Below are 14,383 nucleotides of genomic sequence, written 5' to 3'. Positions count from 1 at the left end.
CGCGTCGGCCTTCTGCTCGCCGGAAAGGGCTTCGAGGTAACGACGGGTGCCCGAGCTGGCGATCGTGCCGATGTTGGCGACGACTTCGTCCTTGCTCATGCCGATGCCGTTGTCGCGCACGCTCACGGTGCGCGCCTCCGGATCCCAGGAAATCTGGATACGGAGTTCCGGGTCGTCGGAGGTCAGGTCGGGGTTGCCGACCGCCTCGAAGCGCAGCTTGTCGCAGGCGTCGGAGGCGTTGGAAATGAGCTCGCGAAGGAAGATTTCCTTGTGCGAGTAGAGGGAATGGGTGACCAGGTGCAGGACCTGGGCGACCTCGGCTTCGAACTTACGTGTTTCCTGGCTCACGGTGCCGTTCCTTCAGGGTGGATAGCCCCCGATTATGGGGGCGGCACGACCCTGAAAAAAGACCGGCGGCTCCCACATTGTTTTACTTGGCGGCCTGCAGGGCGGCGATGCGCTGCTCGATGGGCGGGTGGCTCATGAACAGGCGCTTGAACCCGCTGGCCAGGTGGCCGGAGATGCCGAAGGCCTGGATGGTCTGCGGCAGGCTGGTGTCGCCGTGATTGGCCGACAGGCGCTGCAGGGCCGAGATCATGGAGGCACGGCCAGCCAGGTTGGCGCCGGCCGCATCGGCGCGGAACTCACGCCAGCGGGAGAACCACGAAACGATGATCGACGCGAACAGGCCGAAGACGATCTGCAGGACCATGACCACGACGAAATAACCGATGCCGCCCTCGCCGTCGCGCTCGCGACCGCCGCTCATCCAGCTGTCGACCACGCGGCCGACCACACGGGCCAGCACGATAACCAGCGTGTTGAGGACGCCCTGGATCAGGGTCAGGGTCACCATGTCGCCGTTGGCGACGTGGCCGATCTCATGGCCGAGGACCGCCGAGACCTGTTCCCGGTCCATCTGCTGGAGCAGGCCGCTGCTGACCGCCACGAGCGCGTTGTTGCGCGTCATGCCAGTGGCGAAGGCGTTCATCTCCGGGGCGTCGTAGACAGCCACCTCGGGCATGCCGATGCCTGCCTTCTCGGCATGGCGGCGCACGGTGTCGACCAGCCAGCGTTCGGTTTCGTTGGCCGGCTGCGTGATCACCTTGGCACCGGTGGTCATCTTCGCCATCCACTTGGAGATGGCCAGTGAGATGAAGGCACCGCCCATGCCGAAGACCGAGGYGAAGACGATCAATCCGGTCAGGCCCATGCCCTTCTGGGCGGCCCACTGATCGATACCCAGCACGCGGCAAACGATGCTGAGAAGAAGGATGACCGCGAGATTGGTCGCGATGAAAAGCCCGATACGTTTGAACATGTCTGTCTCTCTTGGCGGATGGCGTATGGCACCGCCTCAAGCGAAGTTTTCGGGGCGAACGCCGAATGATTCAATCCCCGCAGCCCGCGCCGTTCATGGGATGGCGCCCCAGCGCGGTTCGTCGACTGACGGCATCGCCTACACTGTCGCCCTCGCGTCATGCACGCTGTGAGAAACGTCTCAACTCGTGTTCGGTTACACCCTATGAACTACCGCGGCCGGTTCGCCCCCTCACCCACCGGTGCCCTCCACTTCGGCTCACTGGTCGCCGCGGTCGGCAGCTGGCTGGTCGCACGCCACCACGGCGGTGCCTGGGTGGTTCGCATCGAGGACATCGACCCACCACGTGAGGTGCCCGGATCGGCTGCCGCCATTCTGACCACGCTGGACGCCTTCGGCCTCTCATCCGACGGCCCGGTGATGTATCAGTCCACGCGCGGCGAGGCGTATGAGGCCGCCTTTGCACGACTCAGGGCGGAAGGTTATGTTTTCCCTTGCTGGTGCAGCCGGGCCGATCTGGCGGTCCACGGCGGCATGCACCGTCATGGCCAGTGTGTCGCCGCCCCGGACCCCGACCGGCCGCCGGCGTGGCGCTTGCGCACGCCCGACGACACCATCCACTGGCACGACGACCTTCAAGGCCCCCTGGCCGAGAACCTGCTGGAAGTAGCTGGCGACTTCGTGGTCTGCCGTGTGGAAGGCCTCTGGGCCTACCAGCTCGCCTGCGTCGTCGACGACGGCGAGCAGGGCATCACGCATGTGGTTCGCGGCGCGGACCTACTCGATTCGACGGCCCGGCAGATCTACCTGCAGCGGCTACTCGGGCTGGCGACGCCCGGCTACCTGCACCTCCCCCTGGTCCTGGACGCTGACGGCAGGAAGCTCTCGAAGTCGGCCGCCGCCTTGCCCGTCGACCCGGCGGATCCCCTGCCCGCCCTGCGGCTCGCGCTCGAACGGCTGGGTGTGAAAGCCCCCGCGGGCCCCGATTCACCCCGTGATCTGCTTCACGCCGCGCTGAACGAGTTCAAGCCTGCGTCGCTCCGCCGCAGTAGTCTTGGGGTCGGTGGAGCGTTATAAGAATCGTTTGCCCGCGCGGCGGGCCTCTATGGGAAACGAGCGAGGATGAAGCAAGGCATTACGCAACGCACGGCACTGGTGACCGGCGGCACAGGCGGCATTGGTACGGCGATCGTGCGCTACCTTGCGCGCCAGGGTCATCGGGTAGCTACCAACTACCGCGACAAGGCCAAGGCCGACGCCTGGCATGAAGACATGATCCGCGACGGTATCGACGTGGTGATGGTCCAGGGCGACGTGGCCGATCCGGTCTCCGCCGCTGCGATGGTTCGCGGCATCGAGGACCTCGCCGGACCGATCGAAATCCTCATCAACAACGCCGGCATCACCCGCGACACCACGTTCCACAAGATGGACTTCCAGCAATGGACGGACGTCGTGAACACCAACCTCAATGCCGTGTTCAATGTCACCCGCCCGGTCATCGAGGGCATGCGCTCGCGCCAGTGGGGCCGTATCGTCCAGATCAGCTCGATCAACGGCCAGAAAGGCCAGTACGGGCAGGCGAACTACGCGGCAGCCAAGGCCGGCATGCACGGCTTCACCATCTCGCTGGCCCAGGAAAACGCGCGCTTCGGCATCACCGTCAACACGGTCTCGCCGGGCTACGTCGGGACCGACCTGGTCATGGCGGTGCCCGAAGACATCCGCTCGAAGATCATCGCGCAGATCCCGGTGGGCCGACTCGGCCGTCCGGACGAGATCGCCCACGCGGTGGCCTTCCTGACCAGCGAGGAATCGAGCTGGATCACCGGCTCGAACCTCGCCATCAACGGCGGCCATTACATGGGTTGGTAAGGCCCACGGGGATCGGGTGACTCAGAGCCGGAGTTCGTCGACCGACGCCGGCTCGTGGATCGCCACCTTGTTGTGATGTGCACGGAACTTCGCCATCACCTTGTACGCCAGCCGGCGCGCGCGCATCACCGAGCCCAGCGGCCGATGGGCGGCGACACCGTGCCAGGGACTGAACGCAAGACCGTCGTCGATAGCCGCGCGCCGCGCCTCGTTCCACGCCGGCTGCGGCGGTACGACGATGCGCGCCACGTCAATATAGGGACTCTTCTCTTCCGGCCACGGCACCGATGCGTCCTCGATCGGCATGGACTCGATATCCGTGCAGAACTGCACGCGCACATCCCACTCGCCACCCTCGGTCGCGAAGTGCTCGATCATCGCGTCGCGCAGGCCGTTCGGTTTACCGTTGACGTTGAGCTCGGCATCCGTGAGCGCGGTGAGGTTGGGTGAGCGCGGCGCGATCGACACCTTGACGACGTATTCGCCGAAGCGCAGCGGCGCCTGGCTGAAGTAGCTATCGCCCAACGGATTCGTCTCGGGCTGCCCGCCGAGTGCGAGCAAGGTGGAGCTCTTGCCACCGAAGGCTTCGACCAGGCGTTCGGTGCCACGGAGCACAGCCGAGAGGGCCTTCTTCGCACCTTCCGCGCGATCGGTCGTCGCCGCGACCAGCTTCAGTGTGCCCGCGAACTTCTTCGCCGTTGGCGCGGAAAAGGCGGGGCCGTTCACCAGGACGAAATCCTGGGTCACGTCGCCTTCGCTGCCAGGCAGCCGATCCCCTTCGACACCGATGATCTTCACGGCCATGCCGCGTGGCGTGGAAACACTGTCGTCGAGAATGTCTCCCGGTACGGTCGATAGCCGCATGACGACGCCATAGCGCCCTGCCCTGGCGAAGATACCCTGCGCGAGTTCGCGCGGCAGGTCGTCCGGCACGACCAGCTCGCCGGTGAGTAGTGCGTGGCTTTTGGCGTGCACGGGGCGATACGCGTGCTTTTCGTGCTCGAGGGTAGTCTGGTTGATGCTGGTGAGGGTCTCGATCAGCTGTTCAGCCGTCTCGGCTTCATCAGGCTCGACGTGCTCGAGGGAGTCGTCGAAACGAATCGGCGGCGGACTCAGGGAGAGGGGCATGGCGATCTCGAGCGGCGGGGTAGCGTTTTATCCTGCGGCCGCTCTCGTGAAGGCGATGTGGCTCACATCAGCTTGTAACTGAACGTGAGGTTCCAGCGCACATCCCGATTCTGTTTCTCCGGCGGCTTGTCGCCTGTCGGCTCCGCCAGCGCGAAATCCACGGTGTAGTGCTTGTTGTCCGACAGCCGCACGCCGATCGCCGCTGAATCGAGCTTGTTGATCAGGGGCCGTCCACCGTTCAGATAGACACGCGCGGACTGGTACGCCACGTAAGGCACGATCGACTTGATCCAGTGCGTTCCCGAGACGAAGGCGCGGTTCACCTCCAGTGACGCCGCCCAGCCACTGTCGCCTGCGGCGTCACCCGGGTCGTAAGCGTAAGCAAAGCTTGGACCACCGAAGTTGATCTGTTCGGTCGAGGGCAACGCGTCGTTGCTGTACTGTCCGGTGGCGCGAACGACGGTGCCGATCTTGTGCGCCCATTCCTGCGAGAAGGCCAGATTCATCGTGTAGCGCGTGAAGTTGATGTCAGGCATGGCCACGGCAAGCGGTCCGGCCAGGTTGGTCGTTGCACGCGAACTCGCTCCGAAGCCGTCGAAGCCGTGCGCGACTGCAAAGCTGAACTGCTCGGAATGCTTCGCCGCGGTCTTCAGCCATGACAGTTCCGCGTCGAGCACACGTACGCTCGAGCGCAGGGAGATCATCGCGCCCGAATCGGTGTTGCGGTAGCGGTCATCCTGCGTGGACGCATACGCACTCACCGTCAGGTTCAGGCGCTTGCTGTTGGTGAGCACGAGGGGATAGATCGCCGTGAGTGCAAGGCGTTCCTGCGAGAGGCGATGATCGAGATACGAGGGCAACTCGTCATCGGTATCCGGACTGCCCCAGTAGTGACTGCCATCGATGCGGCCTTGCCAACCCTGGGAACCGATCGGTTCGACCCAGGCGGCGGAATAAAGTCGCTGACCGCCACCGTTCGGAAACAAGGTCGATACGCTGAGCTGTTCGCCCAGTGGCGTTGCACCGTTCTCCAGCGCGGTGAAGACACCTTGCGCACCGGGATGGTTGAGATCCATGCCGTAGCTAGCGTCGTAGCGCTGCCGCGTAATAGTCAGGTCGAGCGTGGTCGCTCCATCGGTCGTGGTCGGTGGCGGCACGTTCGCGGCGACCTTGGTGCCCGGCAATTGGCCGAGCAGCTGTGTATAGCGCTCGAACGTATCCTGCCGCAGCGGGCGTTCGTCCACGATGTGCGCCGCCATCGCGCGAATGCGACTTTCGAGGTTGCCTGCATCGCCGTGCACGGTCAGGCTCGACACGTAGCCTTCGACGACGGTCACCTGGACCACGCCGCCGGAAAACGTCTGGCTGGGCACGAAGGCGAACGAGAGTGCGTAGCCGCGCTTCTTGTACATCGCCGTGACACTGTCGGCAGCCGCGACGAGCTGACGCACGCTCGTGTCCTTGCCGCGCAGGGGCGCGAAGACGGCGGCGACATCGGCGAAGGGAATGGAGCGCACACCGACAACATCGAAACGCGTCGGGGTGAGATGACTGGCGAGAAGCGCTTCCAGTGCCGGGTTAGGCCCCTGCACATTCACCGTGACCGACGGCGCCTCCTTGGGCGTCTCCGTTCGCGGCAGGGTCTGGAGTGGATTGGCCGGCGCGCGGACCTGCGCCTGGGTGGAACACACGACGGACATGCCTAGCAGGCAGCCGAGCCATCGATTCATGCAAAGCTCCCTACGAACGATGACCTACACGAGGATCAACGAAGCGCGGGCGGTGTTGACCACCGCCCGCGCCAATCGCCTTACAGGCCGTGATTGCCCTTGCCCAGATCCTTCAGCCTTCCAAGGAGGCTGCTCACCGGGTCGGCACCTGCACCGCTGTTGCCAGCGCCCGTGCCGGTGGTCGACGACAGCCCCGTCGCGGAGGCGACGTTGTTGACCACCGTGTTCAGGGTGGTCGTCACCGGCGCGATGGCCGGGCTGCTGGCCACGGTACTCACGCCAGTGCCGACGTTGGTCACTGTGGTTGCCACGGCGCTCGTCACGGGGGAGAGGCCGCTCAGGCCACCGGTACCCAGGGCATTGACCGGCACCGCCACGCTGCCGACAAGCGCACCGGCGCCGACGAGCACAGTCGAAGCGGGCGTCGAGCCGGGCGAGCCTGCTGTGCCAGGACCTTGACCGAGCGTGTTGCTCGCCACATGCAGCGTGTCCGCTGCACCGTTCAGCGCGCCACTGAGCGGTTGCGACAGCCCACCCAGGGCACCCGGTGCCTGGATGCCGCCGACGTCGGCCGCAATCGAATGCACGCCGGTGCTCAGGCCGCCCGAGATGCCGCTCGCCGCCATGCCTGTCGCGGCGACCAGATTGGTGGACTGCGTCGGCGACGCGCTGCTGCCCAGCGACGTAGCCAGCGGGGTCACGAGGTCACTGACGCCCTGCGTCAGCGTGTTTGCCTGCGCCGAGCCGAGCAGACCGCCAAGTTGCGAACCCACCTGCTCCACACCCGTGCCGGCCTTCGACACCACGTCGCCCAGGCCCGAGGTGATCGGCGCGATCGGCGTGTTCGCACCGACGCTGCTGACGCCGGGGCCGAGGTCATGGACCGCGTCACCCGCGTTCTTGACGACATCGTCCAGGCTACCCGTGGTGACGCCCACCGGGTTGGGAATATTGCCGATCTGGCCGAGGCCACCGGAGGTGCCATCACCGAGGGCCGTGACGGCTTTACCGACGTCACCCACGGTGTTCACCAGCGAAGTGGAAAGGCCGCTGGTGCCGCCGAGCAGCGTGACCGAAGGCAGCTGCGCGCCAATACCGGTGACCGTTCCGCCGAGGGAAGAGACGATGTTTCCAGTGCCAGTGGCGATCGCGCCGACGGCGTTCGAGGGCGCTGCCGCGCCGGTACCGCCGGTGCCGCCGCCGGTACCGCCACCACCCGTGCCGCCGCCACCCGTGCCACCACCGCCCGTGCCACCGCCGTCGCCGCCACCGGTGCCGCCCGTACCGCCGGTGCCGCCGGTGYCGCCGCCGGTTCCGCCCGTGCCGCCACCTGTGCCGCCCGTACCACCGCCGGTGCCGCCGGTGCCACCGTTATCCCCGCCGCCGCCCGTGCCCGAGCCGCCACCGCCCGCGTCGCCGGAGCCGCCCGCGCCGCCCGGATTCACCGTGCCCGAAGAGCCACCGCCCGATCGCGTCGAGCCGTGTCCGCTACACGCGGTGATTGAAATCGACGCAGCCAGGATGCAGCTGGCCAGAAGAGTACGGGTGAAAACCTTGCCGAAATTCAGTTCGCTCACGACTCACTCCTCGAACGCATGGCGTTCTGGGTAGTGCCCCCTGCCTGTGGGAGCGATACATCGAATGTGACCCACGTCACAACCGTGGGTCCATAAAACGCCTGCGCTCGATGCGGTGCTACGCAAAAGTGGCAACTAGGTAAGAATACGTAGAGCGTTTTCGGCCACCTGTTCAGCCGCGTCGTGAGCCCGTGAAGTTGGATCGAACTAAGTGCGAAATCTGCGTGGAGAGCGCGTATTTGCGCGAATTTCTTCAGATCGCATCGTCCGATTCTCGTGGGGCCATCGCACCGCCGCTTGCGTGGACGGTTTAGGCGCAGAGCCTTCGGTGCCCACCCTCGCTGCTCAGACACGTCCTCCGCGTTTCGTAGCGGAAAGGCCGCTGCGCGGCCGTGTACTTATTTGGCCTACGGCCGCTCCACTTGTGCGGAACTCGCCTCGAGGGTGGGCACCGAAGACTCTTCCGGACCCTGAGGTTCGCGTGGGTCGAGCCAAAGCGTGCGGCAGCATCGTTGGCAGGCATCGCCGACACGCAGGCATGCCGACACGACGACACAGGCGCGAGGAAGGTCTTCGGCAACCGCGTACCCGCCATCGCGTACCAGACACCGCTTCCGCATCGCCTTGGTGTTCCGGCAGCAGTCGGGCGCGACGACGGCACCACGCCAACGGCTCTCCTCCCAACTCCACCGTATCGTCGTGAGAGAACTTGGTGTCCACCCTCGAGGCGAGTTCCGCACAAGTGGAGCGGCCGTAGGCCAAATAGGTACACGGGCCGCGTGAGCGGCCTTCCTTTTCGAACGCGGAGGACGTGTCTGAGCAGCGAGGGTGGACACCAAGGTCTCCCCCGCGAGACGCCCAAGTGTAGAGAGCGATGGCGCAAGCCGAGCCGCCCCGCGCAACGCCGAAACGCGAGCCCGCTAACAAGGCGCCGCGCGCCCCGGAAATGCGCGAAGAACCAAAAAAAACGCCCCGGTGTGCCGGGGCGTTTTTTGACACTCGTGACCGGAGTCGCTCAGTGCACGGTGAACAGCTTGTCGAAACCGGCGATCCGCAAGGTGTTACGCAGGTCGGCGCTGGCGTTGACGATGCGGATTTCCGCGCGGTCACCACCGGCGTGTTCGCGCAGGAGCATCAGCATGCCCAGCGCGGAGCTGTCCATGCCGATGACCTGCTCCAGGTCCAGCACGTAGCTGCGCGCCGCGGCGACGTCACCCAGGCAGGCATCGTGGAAGGCACGGTGGATGGAGAAATCGAAGCGCTCGCCCAGGTGGAGGGTGAGGCAACCGTGCTCGGTGTCGTTGTGGACGTTGATGGCCATGGTGGCTTCCCTTAAAACAGGTCGATGTCGCCAGCAGCCATGGACTGCTGGAGGGCGGGGCCACGCGAACGCAGGCGGGCACGCTCGCGCTGCTCGGCCAGGCGCGAACGGACGCGCTGGGCGCGGGCGCCGAGTTCGGCCGGGTTGGCTGGGGCGCAGGCGAGCTCTTCGATGTCGCGCGTGCAGTCGGCCGTGATCTCCTGCAGCTCGACCAGGCGCGAGCGCGTCTGGTGCAGCAGCTGGCTGAGGATGTCTTCGAACTGCAGCGAACGGATGGTGGTGGAGACGTCGTTGCCGAGGCCACGGTTGATGGACGCGGCTTCGTCCGCAGCAGCGCTGGTGCGGGCGTTGGACTCGGTGATGGTCGACATCATGCGATCGATGTCGCCCTTGGCCGAGAGCGCCACGTTCATGTCCTGCGAGGCCATGTGGCCGACCAGTTCACGCAGCTGCTCCATCGCCGTGCGCGAGCGCTCGACGTGGGTGCCGATCTTTTCGTTGAACTGGTTGCTGTGCTGCGCGAGGTTGCGGATTTCACCGGCGACCACGGCGAAGCCGCGGCCGGATTCACCGGCGCGTGCTGCTTCGATCGCCGCATTCAGGGCCAGCAGGTTGGTTTCTTCGGCAATCGTGTTGACGTTCTTCAGCAGCGCGAAGACCGCGTCCATTTCCTTGGCCATGCCATCGATGCGGTAAACGATACGCAGGCTTTCGCGCGACAGCTGCACGATGAGGCCAACGAAGTGCTCGAGCAGGCCGGCGGTGCGGGAGGCGAAGTCCTGCACCGAGATGCCGTTGCCACCGCTCTCGATGATCTCGCTGAGCAGCTTCTGCTGCTTGCCGGTCTTGTGCGACAGGCCGTTGAAGCCGCCGCCGAGTTCGGCCACGGCATCACGCAACAGATCCAGAGCCTGATGCAATTCGCGACTGGCGTGGCCAAGTTCGTCGACGATGGCACTGCGGACATCTTCCATCGCCTCGCGGACCGATGCCTCGTCCGAGGACGGCGAATGCAGCACCACTTCCACGTCCGGCAGCGCGGCCGGGCGCAGGCTGATCGCGATCCAGGTCGCGGTCAGGAGTGCCACGACGACCGGGGCGACCCAGGCGGAATGGAACACCAGCACGAGGACCAGGGCGATGGCACTGGCGGCAAAGCCGATGCTTCGTTCGTTCTTGGGGATAAGCATGATGACGTCTCGCTATCAGGTGCCGACGCGCGAGGCGGCGGCGGAAACAGGTGTATGGGCGAGCGCGAGCAGGCGCGCGGCGATCGCATCGAGCGGAAGCATTTCGTTGGCGGCACCGGCTTTCCAGGCGGCGCCGGGCATACCCCAGACCACCGAGCTGGCTTCGTCCTGGACCAGGGTCGGTGCACCGATTTCCCTCAGTTCACCCAGGCCACGCGCGCCGTCGTCACCCATGCCGGTGAGCAGCACGCCGATCGTGGCGGCGCCGACGCTGGCCACCATCGAACGGAACAGCACGTCGACGGCGGGTTTGTGGCGATTGACCGGCGGGCCGTCATGCAGGCGGCAGACATGCTTCGCACCGTCCCACATCACCAGCAGGTGCTGGCTGCCGGGGGCGATGTAGGCATGGCCGGCCTGGATGGGCTGACCGTCACGGGCCTCCATCACGCGCATGGCGGAGCAGGAATCCATCCGCGCGGCAAAGGGACCGCTGAAGGCTGCGGGAATGTGCTGGGTGATGACGATCGGCGGCGCCGTGGGCGGCATCGCCTCGAGCACGACGCGGATCGCTTCCGTACCGCCGGTGGATGCGCCGATGGCGATGATGCGCGTGCCACCCCGCGTTCCGGCGGTCTGTGCACGCGGTAGCACGGCGTCGGCGGAGAGACGCGGGGCAACCTCGAGCTTGCTGACTGAGGCGCGCTCACGCGGCTTGGCGCCGGCGGCGAGGCGTACCTTCGCGCAGATTTCCGGCGCGTGGTCCATGAACGTATTAGCGAGGTCGGCGGGCGGCTTGGTGAAGAAATCCACCGCGCCCAGTTCGAGTGCGCGCAGGGTCACATCCGCGCCGCGCTCGGTCAGCGTCGACACCATCACCACCGGCATCGGACGCAGGCGCATCAGGTTGTCGAGGAAGGTCAGGCCGTCCATGCGCGGCATCTCGACATCCAGCGTGAGGACATCGGGATTGAGCAGCTTGATCTTCTCGCGGGCGATCAGCGGATCCGCCGCCGTGCCGACCACCTCGATGCCCGGATCGGATTCGAGCATGGTCGTCAGCACCTTTCGGACCAGGGCCGAATCGTCGACGATGAGGACGCGTACTTTCTGCATGGGTGCTTGCGACTCGGGTAGCTGAACGTCCCTGTCGGCGGACCGACGGAGGCTGAAATAGTGAAGCGGTACCGCTGACCTCGACGGTCAGAACAGTTCCACCTCTCCCTTTATCGGATCGTCGGCCAATCGCTTGAGGTATCGTTTCTCGCGATCGGCCAGATTGTTGTCGTGCGTGGCGCGCAACTGGCGCACGCGCACCTTGCCGCTGACCGGGAAGAACTGCACCTGGCGCGGGTAGATATCGCCCACGTCCGCCGCGCAGAGCTTCAGGTTCTCGGTCGCGATGTAGCGCTGCACGAAGGTGATGTTGCGCTGGCCGATGTCGGTCATCGTCGCGAGCACGCGCCCACCCCCGAAAATCTTCACTTCGAGATCGTCGCGACGGCCACCGGCCTTGAGGATCGCGTTGATCAGCTGTTCCATCGCATCGTTGCCATAGCGCGCCGCACGGCCAACCGTCGAGGTCCAGCTGTCGCGGTCGCCGGCCGGCTCCGGCAGCATGAAGTGGTTCATGCCACCGATACGACGACGGGCATCGCGTACGCAGGCGGATACACAGGAGCCCAGCACGGTCGAGATCATCTCTTCCTGCGTGCTCACGTAGTACTCGCCCGGCAGAATCTTTACCGTGACCACTTCCTGGGCGGGATCCCAGAAGCGGCGGACGTGCTCGAACCCGGGCAGCACGCTTTTCGGATCGAAGCCGATAAAGGTTCTCGGCTGCGCGACGAACGTGTCGCTCATGTGCGTTTCCGGTAGACCGTTCGGCCGATCAGATCGAAGTCCTCGGACAATCCGTACATGGACTCCGAGTGCCCCAGGAACAGGTAGCCGTGGCTTTCCAGCATGCCGGCATAGCGGGAGAACAGTCGCTGCTTGGTCGGCTTGTCGAAATAGATGACGACGTTGCGGCAGAAGATGGCGTCGAACTTGCCATGCATCGGCCACTCGTGGAGCAGGTTCAACGGCTGGATGGCCACCAGCTCGCGCAGGCGCGGATGCACCTGGACGTAGCCATCGAACGAACCTTCGCCACGCAGGAACCAACGCTTGCGACGCGCGTCRCTCACCCCGCCCAGGCGATCCACCGGGTACACGCCCTTGCGTGCGGCTTCGAGCGCCTGCGGCGACAGATCGGTGGCGAGGATCTTCGCGTCGATCTGGATACCCGTGCGCTCGATGGCCTCGGCCAGCACCATCGCGATGGCGTAAGGTTCTTCGCCGGTGGAACAGCCTGCCGACCAGATGCGCAGCCGACCGCTGCCCTTCTTCTCCGCCAGCCAGCGAGGAAGGAGTTCGTCGATGAGCATGTCGTAGTGGTGCATCTCGCGGAAGAACGAGGTGACGTTCGTGCTGATGCAGCTGGCTAGTTCGCCGAGTTCCGACTCCGGATCACGGCGCAAAAGGTCGCAGTACGCCTCGAAGCCGGAGAGGTTCAACGCGCGCAGCCGGCGTAGCAGACGCCCCTGGACGAGCTGCCGCTTGTGATCGCCCAGCGAGATGCCGCAGTGCTGCAGCACGAACTCACGCAGGAAGCCGAATTCCTTCTCGCCGAGATTCGGTCCTGTCGCGCCCGCCAGCCCGGCGGCGTCGCCGTTGTTGACGAGCGCATTCATCGATCAGAACTCCTTCCACACACCGGCGTCGGCCGCGGACTCGACCGGACGCTGCGCACGCGGAGCCGGCGTGCTGCGCACGGCGGCGAACACGGTTTCCATCTCTTCGCGAGCGGCGTCCTTGCGCTGCGCCTTGGCGGCCGGAGCGCTGGACGCCTGGCCGGTGATCTGGAAGAACGACACCTGGCGGCTGAGCTCGTTGGCCTGCTCGTGCATGGCACGGGCGGCAGCGGCCGACTCTTCCACCAGCGCGGCGTTCTGCTGGGTCATTTCGTCCATCTGCAGCACGGCGTGGTTGACCTGGTCGATACCGGCCGACTGCTCCGAACTGGCGGCAGCGATCTCGGCGACGATATCCGTCACCTTCTTCACGCTGTCGACGATCTCGGCGAGCGCTTTGCCCGACTGGTCGACCAACTCCGAACCGGCCTTGACCTTGTTCGCGCTGTCGTTGATCAGCCCCTTGATCTCCTTCGCCGCACCGGCCGAACGCTGGGCCAGGTTGCGCACTTCGGTGGCGACCACGGCGAAGCCGCGACCCTGCTCACCCGCACGTGCCGCTTCCACCGCCGCGTTGAGCGCAAGCAGATTGGTCTGGAACGCGATTTCGTCGATGAGGCTGACGATGTCGGAAATCTTCTTGCTGGAGCTGTTGATATCGCGCATGGCGACAACGGTCTGCGCGACGACTTCGCCACCGCGCTCGGCCTGCTCGCGTGCACCGCGGGCCAGCTGGTTGGCGTGGCTCGCGTTCTCGGCGTTCTGCTTCACGGTGGAGGTCATTTCCTCCATCGACGAGGCGGTCTCTTCCAGGCTGGAAGCCTGTTCCTGCGTACGCTGCGAGAGGTCGTCGTTACCGCGCGAAATCTGCTGCGCCGCCGTGCTGACCGAACCCGAACCATGGCGCACTTCGCCGACGATGGCGCTGAGGCGCTCGTCCATGGCGCGGAAGGCCTCCTGTAGCTGGCCCAGTTCGTCCGAACGCGTGACCTGGATGTCGTGGCCGAGCTTGCCCTCGGCGATCTGGTGCGCGACAGCCACGGTGTGCGACAGCGTACGGATGATGGAGCGGACGACGAGGACGCCGATCAGCAGGCAGATGAACAGGCCGACGGCCAGCGAGCCGATGCTGAGCGCGCGGACCATCTGGTACTGCGCAGTCTCCTTCGCATAGATCGCCGCGGCTTCATCGCGCTTGGCTTCGATGAGCTTGCCGAGCTGGGTCTGGCGGTCCATCAACAGTGGGCGAACCTGCAGTTCGAGCACGTCGCTCGAGCCTTCGTCAGCCTGGTTGAGGGCGTCGACCATGTCCGACTTGGCCTGGTCGTAGTCGGCGGTTGTCGACTGCCACTTGTCGTAAAGCTTCTTGACCTCAGCCGACATCGGGACTTTGAGGAACTCGGCCTTCAGCTTGGTCATCTCGTCTTCGTACTTCTGGAACTCGGCGACCTTCTGCTTCACCTGGTCCTTGTTGCTGACCTTGGCTGCCGCTTCGCCCAACACGAC

13 protein-coding genes are annotated in these 14,383 nt (G+C 65.5%); 2 read left to right on the top strand and 11 right to left on the bottom strand.

From position 1 onward, the window contains the following. Positions 1 to 348 (bottom strand): ATP-binding protein (locus tag AC1DSN_RS09485; RefSeq protein ID WP_477330442.1); only part of this gene is annotated, 348 nt, incomplete at its 3' end. Between the two features lie 82 nt (positions 349 to 430). After that, a complete protein-coding gene (gene htpX, locus AC1DSN_RS09480; RefSeq protein WP_477330440.1) occupies positions 431 to 1,321 on the bottom strand; it encodes a protease HtpX in 891 nt (296 codons plus the stop codon). Positions 1,322 to 1,525: 204 nt separating this feature from the next. Here htpX and gluQRS point away from each other — a divergent pair, with 204 nt between their 5' ends. After that, on the top strand, positions 1,526 to 2,398 hold the full coding sequence (gene gluQRS / locus AC1DSN_RS09475; RefSeq protein ID WP_477330438.1) for a tRNA glutamyl-Q(34) synthetase GluQRS: 873 nt from the start codon (positions 1,526 to 1,528) through the stop codon (positions 2,396 to 2,398). 57 nt (positions 2,399 to 2,455) lie between these two features. Further along, positions 2,456 to 3,196 carry an acetoacetyl-CoA reductase gene (gene phbB, locus AC1DSN_RS09470; RefSeq protein ID WP_063573618.1) on the top strand — a complete coding sequence of 247 codons (741 nt, stop codon included), beginning with the start codon at positions 2,456 to 2,458 and terminating at the stop codon, positions 3,194 to 3,196. A 21-nt stretch (positions 3,197 to 3,217) separates the two neighbouring features. Here phbB and AC1DSN_RS09465 read toward each other — a convergent pair whose 3' ends face one another. From AC1DSN_RS09465 to AC1DSN_RS09425, 9 genes are all read right to left on the bottom strand, one after another. Then, a complete protein-coding gene (locus AC1DSN_RS09465; protein ID WP_477330436.1) occupies positions 3,218 to 4,324 on the bottom strand; it encodes a catalase family protein in 1,107 nt (368 codons plus the stop codon). 62 nt (positions 4,325 to 4,386) lie between these two features. After that, entirely contained in the window at positions 4,387 to 6,054 is a 1,668-nt protein-coding gene (locus AC1DSN_RS09460; RefSeq protein ID WP_477298634.1) for a ShlB/FhaC/HecB family hemolysin secretion/activation protein, read from the bottom strand. An 80-nt stretch (positions 6,055 to 6,134) separates the two neighbouring features. Further along, the gene (locus AC1DSN_RS09455; protein WP_477330434.1) at positions 6,135 to 7,631 is read right to left on the bottom strand and encodes a collagen-like triple helix repeat-containing protein; all 1,497 of its coding nucleotides are present in this window, start codon (positions 7,629 to 7,631) and stop codon (positions 6,135 to 6,137) included. A 1,015-nt stretch (positions 7,632 to 8,646) separates the two neighbouring features. Continuing rightward, positions 8,647 to 8,952, bottom strand: a complete 306-nt coding sequence (locus AC1DSN_RS09450) for an STAS domain-containing protein (RefSeq protein ID WP_218625411.1) — start codon at positions 8,950 to 8,952, stop codon at positions 8,647 to 8,649. 11 nt (positions 8,953 to 8,963) lie between these two features. Next, positions 8,964 to 10,142, bottom strand: a complete 1,179-nt coding sequence (locus AC1DSN_RS09445; protein WP_063573297.1) for a methyl-accepting chemotaxis protein — start codon at positions 10,140 to 10,142, stop codon at positions 8,964 to 8,966. A gap of 15 nt (positions 10,143 to 10,157) precedes the next feature. After that, positions 10,158 to 11,258, bottom strand: coding sequence for a protein-glutamate methylesterase/protein-glutamine glutaminase (locus tag AC1DSN_RS09440; protein ID WP_063573296.1), 1,101 nt, complete (start codon positions 11,256 to 11,258; stop codon positions 10,158 to 10,160). A gap of 87 nt (positions 11,259 to 11,345) precedes the next feature. Further along, a complete protein-coding gene (gene cheD / locus AC1DSN_RS09435) occupies positions 11,346 to 12,005 on the bottom strand; it encodes a chemoreceptor glutamine deamidase CheD (RefSeq protein ID WP_063573295.1) in 660 nt (219 codons plus the stop codon). Further along, the gene (locus tag AC1DSN_RS09430) at positions 12,002 to 12,877 is read right to left on the bottom strand and encodes a CheR family methyltransferase (RefSeq protein ID WP_477295035.1); all 876 of its coding nucleotides are present in this window, start codon (positions 12,875 to 12,877) and stop codon (positions 12,002 to 12,004) included. Before AC1DSN_RS09430 ends, cheD begins: the two co-directional genes overlap by 4 nt. 3 nt (positions 12,878 to 12,880) lie before the next feature. Next, a partial coding sequence (locus AC1DSN_RS09425; RefSeq protein ID WP_477330431.1) for a methyl-accepting chemotaxis protein occupies positions 12,881 to 14,383 on the bottom strand: 1,503 nt, incomplete at its 5' end.

The sequence above is a fragment of the Luteibacter sp. P4_D7_3 genome, assembly GCF_056401735.1.
Note: the sequence above shows the minus strand (reverse complement) of the source record. Positions and strands in the feature narration are given on the sequence as shown.